Genomic DNA, 18947 nt, shown 5'->3' with positions numbered 1-18947 from the left:
CCTCCAGCACCGCCGGGGCGAGGGCTTCGCCCGTGACGACTTCCGCATCGACTTCGACCGCCAGGAGGTCACCTGCCCGCAGGGCCAGGTCAGCAAGGGCTGGCACGGCCCCTACCCGACATCCTCGCCGACCGCCGCCCCGCTCATCGTGGCCCGCTTCACCAAGAGCCAATGCCAGCCCTGCCCAGTCCGGGCCAAGTGCACCACCTCCCGCGACGCCGCCCGCAATGTGGGCTTCCCCCCGCGCGAGCTGCACGAACTGCAGATACGCAACCGTGCCGAGCAGCAGGAACCGGCCTGGCACAAGCGCTACGCGGTGCGGTCCGGCATCGAGGGCACGATCTGCGAGTTCGCCCACGGCCACGGCATGCGCCACTGCCGATACCGCGGCCTGGCCAAGGCCCACCTGCAGCACGTGCTCACCGCCATCGCCGTCAACATCGAACGCCTCAGCCGGCAGTCTCCGGGCGAGAGCACGCCCCCACGACCACCGACTGCCTTCCAGGAGCACCTCGACCAGCAAGGTATCCAGCGCTTGCGTTCCTGGCGAGCCGTCAGCTGACGCCGTAGCGACCAAGATCCCCGACAGAGTCAGGCTCGGCTCCTCCTTGGCCCACCTCTCTCGGAGCGGGGGTTAAATGACGGCGCTGCAGGCTTCACTTCATGTTGCGGACTGGTCGGTCGCACGCCCCCGAAGGACGCTTGTCACTCCACTTCGACGCCGCCCTCTCGAACGACGCCGGGAGTCAGCTACCGGGGACCCTGGCGTCTCCCCGGACCGGACTCGCACCGGCTGGCTGCCTTGAGCTTGACGCCCGGTTACATCCGAACCTCCTCTCACCTGCTCGAATGCCCGAGCTGCTGGACGTACGTTTGTTCTTTAACCTCAGGCTGACAGCCCCCTGGTGATCGGCTAGGGTCCGGCCGTGGCGATCCCAGACCTCATACCGATTCAACACGAGCCGGACTTCCGCACCGAGACGATCGGCCGCTTCGACGGCGGCCTGTTCTTCGCCTGGATCACTGGCGGATTCCCACCCGGCTACAAGCACGGTCCCGACTGGGGTGATCACAAGCGCTGGTATGCCATCCTTCACCGCTTCGATCACAGCGGAAACTACGTCGACTCCGACATCTGGTGCCCGGGTCCCGGACCTGGCCATGGAGTGGATGAGCGGCTGGCTGAATGGCTGGATGCTCTGCCTGGCCGCGAGTACTGCGACATCGCCATCCGCCCCTTCCAACTCACGGTCGACGGGATCCTCTTCGGTTTGGTCCCTGAATGCCACGGTGAGTATCCCGACGGCGAGGAAGAAGACGACTGGGCCGAGTTCTACCCAGGTGGTTTGGGGTTCAGCCCGCCATGGGACGGTCTCTACGACACCTGAGCCCTGGGAGTGGCCAGGCTTTGGCTGACCACGGGGTTTTTTCCGTTCTCTGGACAACGGAACGGCCTTGGGGCGTCGGCACCAGCCGCGTCCCGTTCCGGTGTCGCGGCTTGCCGGCCAGCTCCATTCAAGGTCCGCCCAGTACTGGGCGGCACGGTGATCACCATGAAGTGTGATGACCAGAGCCCTGTTGTCCCGAGAGAACGGACCGCCGATGGCCTCCCGCCCCTTCGTCCTGTTGAGCGTCGCGACCTCCGTCGACGGTCACATCGACGACGCCTCCCCCGAGCGTCTGCTGCTGTCCAACGCGGAGGATTTCGACCGCGTCGACCAGGTCCGCGCCGAATCCGACGCCATCCTCATCGGCGGAAACACCCTGCGCAGCGACAATCCCCGTCTGCTGGTCAACAGCGACAAGCGCCGCGCCGACCGGACCGCGGCCGGCAAGCCCGAGTACCCGCTCAAGGTCACCATCTCCGCCAGCGGCGACCTGGGCCGGGACCTCAAGTTCTGGCACTTCGGCGACAAGAAGGTCGTCTACACCACCGACGCTGCCGCGCCGAAGCTCCGGGAGACGCTCGACGGCCTTACCGACGTCGTGAGCACCGGCCCCACCGTCGACTTCGGCGCGGTGCTCGACGATCTCGCTACCCGCGGGGTCGAGCGCCTCATGGTCGAAGGCGGCGGGCAGATCCACACCCAGTTCCTCTCCCAGGGGCTGGCCGACGAGATCCACCTCGCCATCGCCCCGCTGCTCGTCGGCGACGCCGCCGCACCACGCTTCCTCCACCCGGCGGACTACCCCGGTGGAAGCAGCCGACGGATGGGACTTCTGGAAGCCCGGACGATCGGCGACGTCGTGCTGCTGCGGTACGCCCCCAAGCCTGCGTCCAACTGATCTTCGGGTTCGTCACGCCGGTCGTTGAGCCCCCCGTGCGGGCGAGCCACCGCTGTTGGCTTCGAAGGGTTCCTCGGCCCACGGCCGGGTACGGTGGCTCTCCAGGCGGCGGATAGCCTACGAGCAGCCAGCAGCGCATGCTGAGAGGACCGCGACTGTATGACCGACGTCATCGGGCTCCCGCCCGAGTGGGTGGCCCGGAAGGTGGTGGCGTACGACGAGCTCCGGTCGGCGTCGGGCTCACTGTGGTGGCTGCAGTCGGATCCCGATCACGGCGGATGCCGCCGGGTCATGCGCGCCGACCGGTCGGGCACAGCCGTCGCGGTGACGCCCCCCGACCTCTCAGTCGGAGGTCAGCTCCACGCCTACGGTGGCGGCGCCTTCGCAGTGACATCGGAGGGAGTGTGGTTCGTCGGTGACGACGGTTCCCTCCTCCGGCACGCGGCTGGCCGCGTGCCGGAGCGGATCGACTCTGTCGTCGGGTCCACGCAGTACGGAGACCTCGCTCCGGCACCGGGCGGCGGTCTGCTCGCGATTCGCGGGGACGACACCGTGGACGAGATCATCGCCGTGTCCCGGGCCGGGCACCCCCGGGTCTTGGTTCGCTCCCGCGGGTTCCTCGGCTCTCCTCGGCTGGCGGCAGGAACCCTGGCGTACGTGGAGTGGCAGCGCGACCAGATGCCGTGGGACAGCACTCGCCTCGTGCTGGCCGACGTTCGATCGGACACCGTCGGGCCAACGCGCGTTGTGGCGGGCGGCTCCGGGGAGTCGGTGGTGCAGCCGTCGTGGGGACCGGACGGCCTGTTGTACTTCGTGTCGGACCGGACAGGGTGGTGGAACCTGTACCGGCTGCGCGATGCCGTGGTGGAGGCAGTCGCGCTGATCGAGGCGGACTGCGCACCGGCGCCCTGGGAAGGCGGCTACCAGTCGTACGGTTTCACCGGAGACGGCACCGTCGTGCTGACGGTGATGGACGGGCTTGCCACCGAGCTGCTCGCCGTCGACTCCGAGGGTCGTCGGCGGCGGCTCGGTTCGAATCTCACGTCCGTGAAGCCGTACGTCACCGTCGACGGCAGCCTCCTGGCCGTGGTCGGCTCCACGGCCAGCAGCCCACCGGCCATCTGGTCGGTCGACCTGGCAGCACAGACGGACGCCCATGCCCTCCCGATGGGTAAGGCTTCCGAGGTCCCTGTGCCCTGGAAGCCGGTTCCCCCCGCGGTTGAGACCATCGCGGGTCCGGGTGGGCCGGTGCGCTTCCTGCTGCACCTGCGACCCGGGGACACGCGACCGAGGCCTCTCCTCATCCGGGCCCATCCCGGTCCGACGGACGACGTCCCCCTACGGCTGGACTGGGTCACTCAGTATTTCGTCAGCCACGGCTTCATCGTCGCCGAAGTTCTCTACCGAGGCAGCACGGGTCAGGGACGCGTCTTCCGACAGTCGCTGCACGGCCACTGGGGCGCCTACGACGTCGACGACTGCGCAGCCGTCGCAGAGCATCTCCTGACGATCGGCCAGGCGACTCCTGGAGCGGTGTTCGTCAGCGGGGCGAGCGCGGGCGGGTACACGGCGCTCCAGGCGGCATGCCGTCCGGGACCGTTCACTGCCGCGACAGCCATCTCGGCGATCATCGACCCCGCGCGGTGGGAGCTGTCTGTTCCGGCGTTCCAGCGTCCGCACGCAGCTGTGCTGCGAGGCCCGGCCAGCGCGGTGAAGCCCGAGCGAGTCCGCTGCCCCGTGCTGGTGATCCACGGCTCCGCCGACACGATCACGTCTGCGGAGGAGGCCATGCACTTCGCCGAGGAGCTGGCCGGCCGAGGCGGTGACCATAGCAGCCTGCTGTTAGAGGGCGGCGACCACTACCTGTCGGCGCCCTTGGCACGGGAGCAGGCGCTCCGCGCCGAACTCGACTTCTACCGGCGCATCATGAGCCGCCTGCCAGCATGACCGCCAGCCTGTCGGCGTCCGGCAGCACGGCCCGGGCGAACTCGCGCAGTTCCCGGACCGCGACGTAGTCGGCGTGTGTCTGCAGGTCGGCCAGGATGCCGGCCACCCGCTCGATACACCGTCCTGATCCTGTCCGGGCGGCGTAGACGACGGCATCGCGGCCGACCGCGCATGCCTGGTCGACGTCCCCGCTGCGCAGCCAGGTCGCGGCGAGCAGAGCCGCGTCGATCGCGCGCCGACGGACTTTGTCCTTGCCGACGCCCCCGAGCGCGTCGGCGAGCTGGATCCTGGCGTCCGGCGCACGGCCGAGGTCGTGGAGGCAGTGCGCGGCCTCGTCCGCGAGGTAGGCGTGGGTGAAGTAGCGGATCCAGGTGGGTTCGTCTTCCACGCTGGCTGCGTCGAGGAGCTTCTCCGCTTCGAGGATCAACTGGGTCGCCTCGCCTTCCCTGAGCATTCTGGCGTTCGCCCGGGCGACGACGGCGGTGATGGCCGCCCGTGTGGCCGGGCTCGCGGCGGTACCGGCTGCGGCGCGGGCGGAAGAGGCCCACCGCAGGGCGGTCTCCGGGTTCCCACGGTGCAGGGCGAGGTGCCCGAGGTTCACTGCCACGAGGTAGGCACCGTACGCCCGATCGCCAGTTGCCGTCGTCAGGGCCAAGGCGCGCTGGTAGTACTCCTGGGCCCGGTCGGGGTTGCCGATGTCGACGGCCTGGTACCCGGCAAGCTCGCAGAACCCGACCGTGAGCTGGGCACGTTGAAGCGCGACCTGTTCATCGACGGCAGGCCGGCGCAGAAGGCCTTCGAGTTCGGTGTCGATGTAGGAGCTGACCTGCCGCCAGTGCTGACGGGCCCCGTGCGTGTGGTCGAGCTGGCGGAACATGCCGAGCATACCCTCCGCGACAACGACATCTTCATCCGTCACCCACAGCGACAGAGCGGGAGCTGAAGTCTTCGAGTTGACGGATGCCCAGTCGCCGATCAGGGCGTCTACCGTGGCGAGCCGCGGTCCAACATCGCCCACGTTGGACGTGGCTCCTTGCCCGCTGATACCTGGTCCTGGCAGCGAAAGCGCATCCGCCGCGAACTCGCCCCTCCCTGCCTCTACTTCCGATCGGGGAGCGCAATCAGCATCCGGGTTTCCGAAGACGGCGGAGCGCAACTCGTCCTGGGAGACCTCCAGCAGTCTGGCGAGCTTCGGCATCTGCCACGGGCGCGGCGTCGCCTTGCCATTCTCCCACCGGTGGATTGTCGTCCGGTCCACATCCATCGCCGTCGCCAGCTGTTCCTGGGTGTAGCCGGCAGCCCTGCGCAACACGGCGAGCCGTCCCCATCGCGTCATTACGCCCCCAGAGAATTTGGCTCGCTGACTTCGCAGGTCATGGGCAGATTTTCAACATCAACGCCACACGATGCAACAAGTCTGCACTGTCACACGGGCTTTGGCTGGTGGTTCCGTATGACCCGCCCAAGTTCGGCAGCGGCGGTCGGACCCGCCCATCGCACAGGCTCGGGCCCTCGGACTTGCCCAGCCCTCCCGCCCGTGTTTCCGGCGCGATAGGCATCACCTCAGAAAGGACCCCGGCCGTGAACACAGCTTTCACCCTTGATCCAGGTCGGTTCGTCCAGCACCCTGCCGGCCACGACGGCGAGCTTCGCGGGGCGGTGGAGGAGCTGCAGCGCGGCCGGTGGATGGCAGCCCGCGCCCTGTTGGCCGCCACGTGGGGCAACTGGCCGGCGTGGACCTCCCGCACCCAGATCCTCGCCTCGGTTGCCGCGCACACCGACGTCCTGGACCACTGGGCGGCGGCGGACCCGGCGAACACCGGCTTGGTGACTCTGCGGGCGCGGGTTGCCGTGGAGCAGGCCCTCATGACCCGGTCTCAGCCAGCGGACCCGCGAAGGGTCGCGTTGCTGGAGCAGGCGGCTAGGGAGATGTGCTGGTGGGCCGCCTCCACTCTCGCCGACGACCCGGTGCCGTGGATCGGCCTCCTCACGCTGGCTTCGCTCGACCCGACACAGATCCGTCCCGAGCACCGGGTTCCGGGGCCCGACCAGATGATCCCGCCGGGTCCGTGGGGCCTGTTCGACCAGGTCCGTCGGGCGGATCCGTGGAACCGGGAGGCGTTCCACCGCGTGCTCAGGGTCTGGCTCGCACGGGGTGAGAGCGGCGCCGCGACCAACTTCCTGGCGACCTACCTGACCGGCGCGCCGGAAGGCTCGCCTCTTCACGCCCTTCCGCTGTACCTGCATGTCGATCGCTACCGCCGGGCGGAGCGCAAGGACGCGGTCCTCCTGCAATGGACGGGGGACGACGTCGTCCGCTCCACGGTCCTCCAGGCCTACGAGAACTGGCGGGCGGCGCCCGGCGAGCAGGGCCGGTGGCCGGTGACGGACGAACACCACCTCGCCCACGCTCTCTGGGCCACCCGCCATCCCCGGCAGGCCGCCCAGGTGTTCGCGGCCCTGACGCCGTTCGTGTCCTCCCAGCCCTGGGTGAGCCTGGCGCCCCGGCCGAACGACGCCCTGCGACAGGCCATGGCCCAGTCGTTCGCCGCCACCCGTTGACCTCCTCCGCCCTGCTGGCCGGCCGGGCACTCCCAACACCATCGACTCTCCTACGGAGGTCCCCCCATGTCATGGTCCCACCGATCCGCCCCCGCCCGCGAGGACGACGACCATCTTCGGTCGCTGGGCTACGAACCCGAACTGGTCCGCCGGATGGGCGGATTCGGGAACTTCGCCGTCAGCTTCTCGGTCATCTCGGTGCTCAGCGGCTGCATGACGCTGTTCGGGTTCGGGCTGGTGACCGGCGGTCCGGCCGTGATGATGTGGGGCTGGGTTGGCGTCGGCCTGGCCGTGCTGCTGGTGGGCCTCTCGCTGGCCGAGGTCACCAGCGCCTACCCCACGTCCGGCGGCCTTTACTTCATGTCCCAGCGCCTCGGCGGCCCGCGCTGGGGCTGGGTGACCGGCTGGCTCAACCTGCTGGGGTTGCTGGGCGGGATAGCGGGCATCGACTACGGCGCCGCCTCGTTCATCGCCGCGTTTGCCGGGCTCCAGTGGGGCGTCGTGCCGACCCCGGGCCTGATCCTCACGATCTTCGCCGGGGTCCTGGTGCTGCACGCCCTGCTGAACGTGGTCGGTGTCCGGGTGGTGGGCCTGCTCAACGGCGTCTCGGTGTGGTGGCACCTGCTGGGTGTGGCGGTGATCGTCGGCGTGCTCGCAATCGTCCCCTCCCACCACCAGGACGCCAGCTTCGTGTTCGGGCACTTCGTCAACCAGACCGGCTGGTCGAACCCGGTCTACGTGAGCGCCATCGGGCTGCTGTTGGCCGGCTACACGTTCTGCGGCTACGACGCGAGCGCGCACCTTTCGGAGGAGACGAAGGAGGCGAGCCTGGCCGCTCCGCGCGGCATCGTGCGGTCGATCTGGGTCTCGTTGCTGGCTGGGTTCGTGCTGCTGGCCGGCCTGCTGTTCGCGGTGCAGGACTACTCCGGCACGGCGGGTGCGGCGGTGCCGCCGGCGCAGATCTTCCTGGACGCGGTCGGGACGACCGGCGCGAAGCTGCTGCTGCTGGTCGTGATCGGCGCGCAGTTGTTCTGCGGGTCGGCCGAGACCACGGCCGCGAGCAGGATGGTCTACGCGTTCTCCCGGGACAACGCGTTGCCCGGCTCGGCGACGTGGCGCCGCGTGTCTCCCGACGGGGTGCCGGTGGCAGCGGTGTGGCTCGCGGTGTCGGTGGCGTTCGTGCTGGCGGTGCCGTCGTTGTGGTCGCCGGTCGCGTACGGGGCGGTGACCGCAGTGAACGTGATCGGGATGACACCCAGTTACATCATCCCCGTGTACCTGCGGTTGCGGCAGCGGGACCGGTTCGTCCCGGGCCCGTGGAGCCTGGGGCGGTGGAGCCGCCCGGTCGGGATCGCCGCCGTGGCGTGGGTGGTGGTGCTGACGGTGCTGGTGTGCCTGCCGCAGCGCTACCCGGTGACCGTCGAGACGTTCAACTACGCGCCCGTCACGCTGCTGGTCGTCCTCGCCCTGGCGGGAGCGTGGTGGCGGATGGCCGGCTCGAAATTCTCCGTGCCGGTCGTCGAGGACCCGCACCTGGCCCGGATCGAGGAGCAGATCGTATGAGGCCCACGATGCCCACCGCCCGTCCCCCGGCGGACCAGTCCACCCACCCCGTCGGGCCGGTCGGCCAGCTGCCGGAGCTGGTGGAGGCCTTCGGCCTCGACACCGTGGTGCTGGCGGCCGTCGACGTGCAGGGACGACTCAAGGGCAAGGAGTTCGACGCCGGGGTGCTGCTGGCGCGCCTCGCGTCGGGCCGTCTCGCCCCGGAGATGTGCGGGTACGTGATCGGCACAGACCTGGGCATGACGCCCCCGGCCACCGGCGAGTTCTCGTGGGAGTCCGGCTTCGGCGACGTCGCGCTGCTGCCCGACCTCGACCGCGCCCGCGTGATCCCGTGGGAGCCGGGCACCGCCATCGTGTTCGCCCGCCCCGTCGACGGAGACCGGCCGCACCCGCTGGCCCCGGCCACCATCCTGGACAAGCAGCTCGCCCTGCTCCAGAACCTTGGCTACGAAGTGCGGGTCGGGATCGAGACCGAGTTCGTCGTCTACCAGGGCACGGGCACCGACTTGACCGCGGCCGACTGGCGGGGGCTGCGCCCGGTGACGTGGGACAACCGCGACTACGCCCTCGACCGGCCGGTGACGGCGGCCGGCTTCTCGCGGTCGCTGCGGCAGGCCCTGGCCGAGGCCGGACTGCCCGTCGAGGCGGTCAAGTTGGAGAGCGCCCCCGGTCAGATCGAGGTGACGTTCCCGTACGGTCCGGCCAGCGAGGCCTGCGAGCAGCACGTGCTCTTCAAACACGCCACCAAGGTGGTGGCGGAGCAGCAGGGGTTGGCGGCGACGTTCATGGCGGCCCCGGCGGCCGGTGTTGGTTCCGGGATGCACCTGCACCTGTCGCTCTGGTCCGCGGACGGCGAGGCTCTGCTGGTCTCCGCGGAGGACGAGCACGCCCTGTCGGTGCTGGGTGAGCGGGCCGTCGCCGGGCTGCTGGAGGTGCTGCCGCAGGTCGCGCCGATGTGGGCGCCGTACGTGAACAGCTACAAGCGCCTCGGGGGCGCGTTCGCGCCGTCCAAGCTCGTGTGGGGGCGCGACAACAGGTCCTGCGCGGTGCGGGTGGTCGGCCACGGACGCGGTCTCCACCTGGAGGTCCGCCTGCCCGGCGCGGACGCCAATCCCTACCTTGCCGTGGCCGCCGCCGTGGCCGGCGTCCGCCACGGCATCACCGGCGACCTCAAGCTCTGCGAGCCCGTCACCGGCAACGCCGACTGGGACGAGGACCTCCCGGTGGTGCCCCGCCACCCCTACTACGCCATCGACGTGTTCGAGACCAGCCGCGTCGCCTCCGAGCTGCTGGGCGAGCGCGTCGTCGCCCACCTGGCCTCGCTCGCCGACCTGGAGGTCGACCACCACGCCGCCCGCGTCACCGACGCGGAGCTGGCGCGCGGTTTCGCCCAGGCCTGAGCCCCGGGCCGGTCGCGGCGCCACACCCCCGGGCCCGCGACCGGCCCGGTTCCACCCCACCCCGTTCCTGACCATGCTGGAGGACTCTTATGGACACCGCCGTCCATTCCCGTGCGAAGAAGGGCGGGAAGACCGCCGCCGGGCCCGATCTGCTGGCCAAGGCCCACCTGGTCGGCGCCACCGCGTCCGGAGTGGAGGGCCTGGCGCTGTGGCTGGCCTCCCGTGGCTTGGACGTCACCGGCAGCATCGACCCCGCCGACCAGGACGGCCCGGCCGCCGACCGGCTGCGCTCGGCCGGCGTGGAGGTCACGGTCGGCTTCGACGCCGGGCACGTCCGCACCGACCGCACGGCCGTGGTGTGGCCGGGGGTGGTGGTCGCCCCGCACCCCGAACTCGACCGGGCCCAAAAACTTGGGCTGCCGGTGCTCGCCCGCGCGCACGCGCTCGCCGAGGTGTGCGCGGGCTTCGGGCGGCCGTTGGTGGCCGTCGGCGGCAGCCACTCCACGGCGACCGCGTCGGCGGTCCTGGCCGCCGCCCTGGACGACGGCCGCACCGGCTGGATCCTCAACGCCCCCGACGTCGGCGGTAGCCCCGGCCAGGGAGGAGGCCGTCGCCTGGTGGTGGACCTGTGCCCGGACACCGACGGCCACGAGGCCGCGCCCCCCGGGGCGTGGGGCCACCGCCCGCACAGCCCGAACCGGTACCGGCGGCCGTCCCCGTCGACGGTTCTGATCACCGCCACCGCGGCGAACGCCCCGCACTTCGCGGACAACATCGAGGCTCTGGACGCCGCCACGAACCTCGCCCGCGCCGCCGCCACGGTGGTCCTGCCGACCTGGGAGAAGGGCCCCAGGATCGTGCACGAGAGGCTCACCGACCGCCCCGGACCCGCGGTGGTCACCGTCGGCCTCGACGAGAGCGCCGACGTGTGGGTCCTCAAGCCCCGGTGGCTCGGCACCGGGTACCTCCTCACGCTGCGCCACCAGGGCGAGCAGCACCAGTTCGTCGTGAAGATCGCGGGCGACCATCACGCTCTGGCCGCCTGCGCCGCCATCGCCACCGCCCTCGTCGCGGGCGAGAGTGCCGAGGCCGTCGCCGAGCGTCTGGCCCGCTTCGGCGGCGTGGAGCGCTCCTTGACCGAACTCGGTACCCGGGCGCGGGTCACCGTGTGCGACTCCCGCGCCCGGCACCCCCAAGAGGTCGCCAGGGACGTCGAGGCCGCCCGGATGCTCACCGAGGGCTCGGTCGTCGCCGTCCTGGAACCGGATGGCATCGCCCGCACCAGCGCGCACGCCGCCGAGCTGGGCGCCGCCCTCGCGGCCGCCGACCGGGCCGTACTGCTGCCGGCCGCCACCCCTCTGACCGTGCTGCACCAGGCGGACCCGCTGGACGCCGTCGCCACCGCCGCCGTCGAAGCCCTGGGCTCCGACACGGTCCATCGGGTCCGCTCGGGCCCGTGCGAGCGGGACATCGAACAGCTCGTCACCGGCCTCGCCGAGCCCGGCGACCTGGTACTCGTCATCGGCACCGGTGACGCCGCCCGCCTCGGCCCCCGCCTGCTGGAACACCTCGCCCAGGCCGCTACCCCGACCGCTGACCGCCCGTGAACCGCCCGCCGGCCACCGAAGGTGCCGCCATGGCCACCGCCCTGCCCACCCACACCCTGTCCGAGCACCAGGTCCGGCTGCTCAGCCACATCGCCGCCGGCTCCCAGACCCGCACGATCGCGGCCGACCCCAAACTCGGCCTGGAGAACGCCGAGGTCGATACCGCCGTCGCCTCGCTGCTCACGGCCACCGGCACGCGCACCGTGCTGCAACTCGTCGCGTGGGGCGCCGCGCACAGCATCGTCACCGACACCGCCGAGCCCTGCGCCGCACTCGCCACCGCAATCCGGCTCCCGCCACGCCTTCACCGGGTTCTCGTGGGCTGGGTCGGCGGGCGGATCACGCCCGAGCTGGCGGCGGACTTCGGCGTCACCCCCGCCACGATGCGCGGCTACGGCCGGGATCTGCGCGCCTGGCTGGGTGTCCGCAGCCAGGTGCAGGCGAGCATCGCCGCCGTCCTGGCCGGCATGGTCCTGCTCAGCGACATCGACCCGTCCTGGCCCACCGAGCCGTTCCGCCGCACCACTCTGCCCCGCGGACAGGCGGCGTGAGCACCCACCGCACGCCGGGCCCGGCCGCCGTCGGAATCGTCTGCTTCCTGCTGGGAGTCCAGGTCAGGGCCGCCACCCTCTACCTCCTCCAGCACCGCGCCCAGCTCACCCAGCCGCTCTACCTGGCGGTCTTCGCCTTGGTCGGCTTCGCCACCTTGGTCGTCACCGACCGCCTGCTCGCCTCGCGCTCCACGCCGAAACGCCGCACCGGCCCCTCCCAGGAGGAGCCATCCCGGCCAGCCAACTGAGCATTCGCACCACCGCATCGACCCATGGCGGCCGTTCGGGCCTGGGCCGCACCCCTTCGACCACAGAGAAGAAGATTGAGCACTCCGCCACCCCCTACCGACGGTCTGGACGCCCGTGACCTGGACCGCCACCTGATCAACCGCGCAGGCATCCTCGTCGACGCCACCACGCTCGACGAGCTACCCGTCACCCGCCTGTCCGGGGCCTCCCCCATCCTCCTGGCCACGGGCTCCCCCGTGCCCGTCGGCGTCCCCGCACCGCTGCTGCGGCTACTGATGCGCACCAGCTCCATAGCGGTCCCGTGCGCCCTGGTCGCCGACCGCCCCGACTGGCAGAACGTCGCCGTCCGGTTGCTGGCCACCGTCGCGGCCGCGCCCGACCTCCTCCGGGCACCCACCCGCGCCGGCCGCTGACCCACGAACCCGGTTCCCACCCACGTCAGGACCACCCCATGCCCCGCACCCTGCCCACCCCGCCAATCGAGGACCACGCCCTCCTCGGCAACACCCGTTCAACCGCCCTCGTCACCCGCGACGGCGCGATCACCTGGCTGTGCTGGCCGCGCCCCGACTCCGAGGCGGTGTTCGCCGCTCTGCTCGGAACCGAGCAGCACGGCTTCTGGCGCGTCGCCCCCGCCCGCTACGACACCACCGCGCCCGCGCCCTGCGCCCGCCGCCGCTACCGCGGCAACTCCCTGATCCTCGAACAGGAATGGGACACCGAGAACGGCACGGTGCGGGTCACCGACTTCATGCCCGCCCCGAACTCGGCGGACCCGGCCCCGGCGCAGATCATCCGCGTCGTCGAGGGTCTCAGCGGCTTGGTGCGCGTCGCCTCCGAGTTCCGCCCCCGCCCCGCCTACGGCCGCCTCAACCCGGTCATCCACCGCGCCGAGCACCACGGCCGGGCCTGTCTCACGGCCACCTCCCTGCACGACTCCTACTGGCTCGACGGCCCCCGGCACAGCCCCGGCACCCAGGGCAGCTGCCGCGCCGACTTCGAGGTCGCCGCCAGCCAGACGCTCGTGCTCGCCCTCACCTGGCAGCCCGCCCGCAGCCCGGCCCTGCCGCCGCCCGACGGCCTTCGCGAACTCGCCGACACTGCCCGGTACTGGGAGACCTGGTCCTCCGGCTGCACCTATCAGGGCCCGCACCACGGCGCCGTGCTGCGCGCCGCGATCACCCTCAAGGCGCTGTGCCACATGGACGGCGGGATCATCGCGGCGCCCACCACCTCGCTGCCCGAGGCCATCGGCGGCGAGCGGAACTGGGACTACCGGTACGTGTGGCCGCGCGACTCCGCGCTGACCGCCGCCGCCCTGGCGCGGCTGGGCCACCTGGACGAGGCACGCGCCTGGCGCGACTGGCTCATCACCACCGTCGACCCCGCCAACCTTCAGGTGCTGTACGGGATCGACGGCGAGTACCCCGTTGACGAGCACGTCCTGCGCCACCTGCCCGGCTACGAGAACTCCCGTCCGGTGCGCGTCGGCAACGGTGCCGTCGGTCAGCTCCAGCTCGACGTTCCCGGCGAGATCGCCGACGCCCTGCTGGTCGCGGAGGACGCCGGTCTGAGGCCCGACCCGGGTGCCGACGCGCTGCTGCTCGCGCTGGCCGAGCAGGTGGAGAAGCGCTGGCGCGAGCCCGACGAGGGGATCTGGGAGGTGCGCGGCCGGCGCCGCCACTTCACCCACTCCAGGCTCATGTGCTGGGTGTTCTTCGACCGGGCCGCCACCCTGCTCGCCCGCCGCCGCACCGTCGACCCGGCCGTCGTGCGGCATCTGCGGGAGGTGCGCGACGAGATCCACGCCGATGTCTGCGCGAACGGACTCGACCCGCAGCGCGGGGTGTTCACCCAGTACTACGGCGGGCGGGACCTGGACGCCGCGCTGCTGCTCATCCCCGCTGTCGGGTTCCTGCCGGGCGACGACAAGCGCGTGATCGCCACCGTCGAAGCCGTCCAGCGCGAGCTGACCACCCGGGACGGCCTGGTCCACCGCTACCCCACCCACGACCGGGACGGCGCCAACGTCGACGGCCTCACCGGACACGAGGGCGCCTTCCTGCCCTGCTCGTTCTGGCTCGCCGACGCCCTCGCCGCGATCGGCCGCCCCGACGAGGCCCGCGAGCTCCTCGACCGGCTCCTCCTCCTACCCAACGACCTCGGCCTGCTCGCCGAGGAGTACGACCCCGTCAACGGCCGCCAACTCGGGAACTACCCACAGGCGTTCACCCTGCTGGCGCTCGCGGACTCCTGCCGGATCCAGGCCGGCCCCGCGCCGCTGCCCGCCCAGCGCACCGAACCCGCCACCACCACCGCCCGGGAGCCGGCGGCCGCGATGGTGGTGGCGTAGTGGAACACGGCCAGGTGGCCAACCGCGTCAGCGGCGGGCTGCGCGGCACCGCGGTGATGGCCGGGCACATCCACGGCGGCGTCCACCTCCACCCCGCCGCACAGCCCTGGCCCGCGCCCTGGCAACTTGTGGCCGTGCCAGCGGTGTTCACCGACAGGCGGGAGTCGCTGGCCGCCCTGGACGCCGCGCTCGCCGACCTGCCCGAGGTCGCCGCCAGCTGGCACAGCGCCAGCCAGGACCAGCACCGGAACCTGGGCAACAGCCGCGACGTGGAGCGTCTGCACGACCGGCTGCTCGCGCTGCTGCACCGGTGACCGATGCCCATGGCCCGCCGTCGGGCCCAGGACGCTCACCCATGCCCGTATCCCCTACCGCAGGACTGCCATGATCTCCACCCTCACCCATCCACGCGCCTTCGCCGGCTTGACGCTGTGGCCAGAGCAGGACGAGGCCGTGGACAAAGCCTGCGGGATGCTGACCGACGTCTCACGGGTCGTCATCCTGATGGCCTGCGGATCCGGGAAGACCGTGACCGCGGGCGCCATCGCCCAGGAGGTGGTCGACCCGCGCACCGGCAGTGTGCTGATCGCCGTACCCACACTGGATCTGGTCGCCCAGACCCTCACCCAGTGGCTGTGGGCCTTCGGTGCCGATGCCCTCGGCGAGGTCCTCGCGGTCTGCTCCGAACCACGCGTGCTCGATCGGTTCAACCGCGACACCGACGGTGTCCCCGCCCGCGTCCTCAGGGACCCCCGTGAACTGGTCGACCGTATGGCAGCAGGGCGACGGATCACCGCCGTCTGCACCTACCAGAGCCTGAACGCCGTGATCGCCGCTCATCGCGCCGGGGCCGGCGCCTGGAGCCTCGTCATCGCCGACGAACTCCACCGCGCGGACGGAAACAGCTGGGCGCAGATCCACGACGACCGGCTCGTTCCGGCGCGGCTCCGCGTGTCCATGACGGCCACTCTCAGGGACCTCGTGGGCAACGACGGCATCCTGGTCCGGCGCGACCGCTTCGGTCCCATCGCCCACCGTCTGTCCGTCGGCGACGCGATCGAACGGGACCGCCTCGCCGACTACGAGCTGGTCATCGCCGGCGCGGCCGACCGGGCTGTCACCGACCACGTGCAGCAGGAAACGTCCCTGGCTGTGGGCCCCATGCACGTCGAGGCCAGCGTTGTGGCGAAGGCGATCTCGATATTGCGCGCGGCGGCGGAGCACGGCGCCAGCCGGATGATCACCTATCACTCGACGGTGGCGGCCGCCCGTGCCTTCGCCCAGGTCCTCCAGCACGCGATGGAATACCTGCCGCCCGAGAAGCGTCCGTGCTCGCTGTGGACAGGGCACGTCAACGGACGGCAGGACCGCTCTGTCCGCCAGGGGATCCTCGACCGGTTCCGTACCAGCGCGGAGGGACTGGCAGTTGTCACGAACAGCCGGCTCTTGATCGAGGGATACGACGCCCCGGAAGCGGACGCGGTCGCCATCGTCGATCCACGCCGCTCGAAGATTGAGATCACCCAGATCGCCGGGCGGGCACTGCGCCGAGGCGACCCGAGCCGCCGCAAGGTCGCGGCCATCATCGTCCCGGCCATCGCCGCCGTCGACGCGGCCCAGCGCGCTGACAGCGGCTTCGACGCCGTCATCGCCACCATCGAGGCCATGGCGGCACTGGACGACCGGCTCCGCCGTCACCTCACCCGAATGCGCCGCCATGATCGCGCCACCCGCCCGGCCCAGGCGGCGTCACTGCTGCCGAAGTGGATCTCCTTCAGCGGGACCGAGATCCCCACGGGCTTCATCGACGCGATCACCACCAGGACCATCCTCTCCACCGCGTCCCGCAGGGAGCGCCACCTCGAGGACCTTAGGGTCTTCCACGCCGCGAACGGCCACCTTCGCGTCGACAGGGACTGGATCGGCCCCAGCGGAGAGAGGACCGGGCACTGGCTGAACAACGCAAAGTACCGACACCGCCACGGCTCCCTGCCTTCCTCCGTCACACGCCGGCTCGACGAACTGGGCGTGGTCTGGAACAGCAGGGACGCCGAGTGGGGACAGTTCGTCCAGGATCTCACCGACTACCAGGCCGAGAACGGCGATCTCCTGGTGCCCGCGACATACGTCACCACCGTCGGCCAACGCCCCCTCGGTGCCCAAGTCCGCGGCAAGCGAGTCCGATTCGCCTCTCTCAGCGCTGAGCAGCGCCAAGAACTGACCAGCCTGGGGTTCGTGGCCAACGTCGCAGACGCCCGGTTCAAGGACAACATCAAGCTGCTGAACAAGTTCGTGGCGGAGAACGGCCACGCGCGTGTCCCGGTGTCGGGAAAGGGCGGTGACCGCGACCGCCTTGGAAACTGGTTGAAGAACTGTCGGCAAATTGCCCGCAAGGGCACGCTCACCCCATGGCAACGTGTCGAACTCGCCGCGTGCGGCGTCGACCTCCCTCCGCTGGCCGATCGCGCGAACCCGGACACCACAGGCCGCACGGCGGAGAACCCACCGTTCTGCGGCCGTGACAGCCGCCCATGCCCTGGACCGCTACCGCCCGCACACCTCGCCAGTTCGACCGCATGAACCGTCTCTCGTCGCCGGCCCAACCCCCGGGTGCCGCACGGCACGGCGGGATTCCGACGTGCCGCACGGGCCGCCCGATGGCCTCGTCCAGTTCCCCGTCGGCCGGGGGCGTAGCCGCAGCAACCAGGCTTCTTCAGGGGAGCTCACCATGGTGATGACCACGCGTAGGTCAAGCCGCTATCTCAACCCTCAGCCGCGCCAGGGCGTCGTCCGCTTGTTCTCGGACTTCGGGCAGGCGGCGACCGGCCCGAACGACGCGCTGGAGCTGGTGCGGCAGACGGTGGAGGGTCGCCCCGTCGACCGCGGCGGTCAACTGCTGCGCGGCGCCGGTCGCATCTCCTCGCCGCAGCAGCACCTCGCCAGCGGTGATCGCCGCGATGATCCGCCACTGGGACGTCGCTACGAGTCCGGCCGCCGGTGCCTGGTCGAGCTGCCGGACCGCTTCCGCGACCCGGCCGGTGCACATGAGACCTCGAAGGCGGACCTCGTGGAGGGTGAACTCGGAGAACAGCGCGGTGGGCACCACTTCGCCCAGGAGCCGCCGGCCGTCCTCGACTGCCTCGTCGAAGACGACGGCGTTCCCGGCGGCTCCGGCGGCGCGGGCGAGCAGGACGATGGCCTCGGCGCGTTCGGTGCCGGTGCGAGCGGTGTCGCGGGCCTGCGCGAGCCGGTCCAGTGCTCGAAGGTGCAGGCCGGATTTGCGCAGTTCGTTGCCGTGGTGGCGCAAGGCGTGGGCGTGCAGTCCCGGATCGCCCAGGCGCCGGGCGACGCTGAGTCCTTTGCCAGTCCAGCGGGCCGCGGTGGCCAGGCGCTCCTCCGGCAGCACGTGGCCGAGCGCGACGCCGAGGCCGACGCGGGCCCGGGCGAGCAGGCGCAGGGTGTCGAGGTCGGCGTGGCCGTCGGTGGTGCGGGCCTCCAGGCGGGCGACCAGCGGCCACAACTCCGCGACAGCGGTGGTGGCCTGGCCGGCCTGACGGGCGATCTCGGCCAGGCGCAAAACGGAATCGGCGAGCTGGATCACGAGCTGGTGGTCTCCGTCCGCCTCGTCGGTGATGCCCAGGCAGTGCGGCGGAAGGCCGAGGCGTTCGGCGATGTGGCGCAGGGCGCCGATGTCGGTGATGGTGCGCGAGCCGGTCTCGATGCGGGAGACGTAGCTGGTGGAGTAGCGGAGCAGGCAGGCGAGTTCCTGCTGCGACAGGCCATGGAGTTCGCGGTAGAGCTGGAGGATCTCAGGCAGGGCGCGGCGACGCAGGATGTCCTGGGCCCTGGGCGTGGTCCAGTGCCAGCGGATGCCGCCGTAGGGGTCGATCCCGGCCACCGCTCAGACCCGGTCCCGCAATTCGTACCAGCGGGCGACGGAGTCCTTGTAGCCCTGCGGCATGACCAGGCCGGGCACCTCGTCGCGGCGGAAGAGGCCGGCTTCCTTGTGCTCGTGGCTGACGACCGGGGGCCGGTGTGCGTCGGTAGCGGTGCAGCCGTAGGTGACGATGAAGACCTTGCGGCCGGGGATCGGCTCGTACATCCACACATCCAGCAGCGGGCCAGCGGTCGCTGTCCAGCCGCTCTCCTCCTGAATCTCCGTGACCACCCGCTCCTCGGGGGTCTCCGTCCCCTCCAGCTTCCCGCCGGGCAGCTCCCACTCGGCCCTTTCGTTCTTCAGCAGCAGCACCCGCTGCTGCGGGTCGAGCACGACGCCCTTGATGGAGATCGGGAAGGCCGTTGGCACATAGGGCTGTTCTGTCTGTCCGGTCATCGCTTCTTCCGGGGTGCACGGGCGGGCACGGGCTCGTCGAACGTAGCAGTCGCACGGCGGCGCGACGTCCAGCTGTCCGGTGATCTCGCTTTGACA

At 71.1% G+C, this 18947-nt stretch carries 17 protein-coding genes; 14 read left to right on the top strand and 3 right to left on the bottom strand.

All coding sequences use genetic code 11. The annotated features are described in order from the left end of the window. From ACIOJE_RS26260 to ACIOJE_RS26245, 4 genes are all read left to right on the top strand, one after another. The coding region (locus tag ACIOJE_RS26260; RefSeq protein WP_400779246.1) for a transposase at nucleotides 1-562 on the top strand (562 nt) is incomplete at its 5' end. Nucleotides 563-926: 364 nt separating this feature from the next. Then, a complete protein-coding gene (locus tag ACIOJE_RS26255; RefSeq protein ID WP_280683933.1) occupies nucleotides 927-1388 on the top strand; it encodes a hypothetical protein in 462 nt (153 codons plus the stop codon). A gap of 175 nt (nucleotides 1389-1563) precedes the next feature. Then, nucleotides 1564-2286: a dihydrofolate reductase family protein gene (locus ACIOJE_RS26250; protein ID WP_280683935.1), complete on the top strand. Its 723-nt coding sequence runs from the start codon at nucleotides 1564-1566 to the stop codon at nucleotides 2284-2286. Nucleotides 2287-2445: 159 nt separating this feature from the next. After that, nucleotides 2446-4233, top strand: a complete 1788-nt coding sequence (locus ACIOJE_RS26245; protein ID WP_280683937.1) for a prolyl oligopeptidase family serine peptidase — start codon at nucleotides 2446-2448, stop codon at nucleotides 4231-4233. Here ACIOJE_RS26245 and ACIOJE_RS26240 read toward each other — a convergent pair. Then, complete coding sequence (locus ACIOJE_RS26240) at nucleotides 4211-5545, bottom strand: helix-turn-helix transcriptional regulator (protein WP_280683939.1); 1335 nt, start codon at nucleotides 5543-5545, stop codon at nucleotides 4211-4213. The two genes, ACIOJE_RS26245 and ACIOJE_RS26240, sit on opposite strands and share 23 nt — an antisense overlap. 269 nt (nucleotides 5546-5814) lie before the next feature. Between ACIOJE_RS26240 and ACIOJE_RS26235 the strand changes: the two genes are divergently transcribed. From ACIOJE_RS26235 to ACIOJE_RS26190, 10 genes are all read left to right on the top strand, one after another. Next, nucleotides 5815-6795, top strand: coding sequence for a hypothetical protein (locus ACIOJE_RS26235; protein WP_280683941.1), 981 nt, complete (start codon nucleotides 5815-5817; stop codon nucleotides 6793-6795). A 66-nt stretch (nucleotides 6796-6861) separates the two neighbouring features. Then, nucleotides 6862-8358 (top strand): amino acid permease, encoded by a 1497-nt coding sequence (locus ACIOJE_RS26230; RefSeq protein ID WP_280683943.1) that lies wholly within the window; start codon nucleotides 6862-6864, stop codon nucleotides 8356-8358. Next, on the top strand, nucleotides 8355-9758 hold the full coding sequence (locus tag ACIOJE_RS26225; RefSeq protein ID WP_280683944.1) for a glutamine synthetase family protein: 1404 nt from the start codon (nucleotides 8355-8357) through the stop codon (nucleotides 9756-9758). The genes ACIOJE_RS26230 and ACIOJE_RS26225 overlap by 4 nt, the downstream gene beginning before the upstream one ends. An 89-nt stretch (nucleotides 9759-9847) precedes the next feature. Next, nucleotides 9848-11365, top strand: coding sequence for a Mur ligase domain-containing protein (locus ACIOJE_RS26220; protein ID WP_280683946.1), 1518 nt, complete (start codon nucleotides 9848-9850; stop codon nucleotides 11363-11365). 29 nt (nucleotides 11366-11394) lie between these two features. Continuing rightward, a complete protein-coding gene (locus ACIOJE_RS26215) occupies nucleotides 11395-11916 on the top strand; it encodes a hypothetical protein (protein WP_280683948.1) in 522 nt (173 codons plus the stop codon). Further along, the gene (locus ACIOJE_RS26210; RefSeq protein WP_280683950.1) at nucleotides 11913-12164 is read left to right on the top strand and encodes a hypothetical protein; all 252 of its coding nucleotides are present in this window, start codon (nucleotides 11913-11915) and stop codon (nucleotides 12162-12164) included. Before ACIOJE_RS26215 ends, ACIOJE_RS26210 begins: the two co-directional genes overlap by 4 nt. Before the next feature lie 75 nt (nucleotides 12165-12239). Beyond that, nucleotides 12240-12578, top strand: coding sequence for a hypothetical protein (locus ACIOJE_RS26205; RefSeq protein WP_280683952.1), 339 nt, complete (start codon nucleotides 12240-12242; stop codon nucleotides 12576-12578). Nucleotides 12579-12616: 38 nt separating this feature from the next. Next, entirely contained in the window at nucleotides 12617-14518 is a 1902-nt protein-coding gene (locus tag ACIOJE_RS26200) for a glycoside hydrolase family 15 protein (protein ID WP_280683954.1), read from the top strand. After that, nucleotides 14518-14832 carry a hypothetical protein gene (locus ACIOJE_RS26195; RefSeq protein ID WP_280683956.1) on the top strand — a complete coding sequence of 105 codons (315 nt, stop codon included), beginning with the start codon at nucleotides 14518-14520 and terminating at the stop codon, nucleotides 14830-14832. Before ACIOJE_RS26200 ends, ACIOJE_RS26195 begins: the two co-directional genes overlap by 1 nt. 70 nt (nucleotides 14833-14902) lie before the next feature. Beyond that, nucleotides 14903-17098 carry a DEAD/DEAH box helicase gene (locus tag ACIOJE_RS26190; RefSeq protein ID WP_280683958.1) on the top strand — a complete coding sequence of 732 codons (2196 nt, stop codon included), beginning with the start codon at nucleotides 14903-14905 and terminating at the stop codon, nucleotides 17096-17098. Nucleotides 17099-17267: 169 nt separating this feature from the next. Here the strand turns inward: ACIOJE_RS26190 and ACIOJE_RS26185 are convergent, their stop codons facing one another. After that, nucleotides 17268-18416: a helix-turn-helix domain-containing protein gene (locus tag ACIOJE_RS26185; RefSeq protein ID WP_280683959.1), complete on the bottom strand. Its 1149-nt coding sequence runs from the start codon at nucleotides 18414-18416 to the stop codon at nucleotides 17268-17270. A gap of 3 nt (nucleotides 18417-18419) precedes the next feature. Then, the gene (locus ACIOJE_RS26180) at nucleotides 18420-18851 is read right to left on the bottom strand and encodes an NUDIX hydrolase (RefSeq protein WP_280683961.1); all 432 of its coding nucleotides are present in this window, start codon (nucleotides 18849-18851) and stop codon (nucleotides 18420-18422) included. Nucleotides 18852-18947 lie beyond the last annotated feature (96 nt).

The sequence above is a fragment of the Kitasatospora sp. NPDC087861 genome (assembly GCF_044742585.1).
In the GTDB taxonomy this organism is placed as follows: domain Bacteria; phylum Actinomycetota; class Actinomycetes; order Streptomycetales; family Streptomycetaceae; genus Kitasatospora.
Note: the sequence above shows the minus strand (reverse complement) of the source record. Positions and strands in the feature narration are given on the sequence as shown.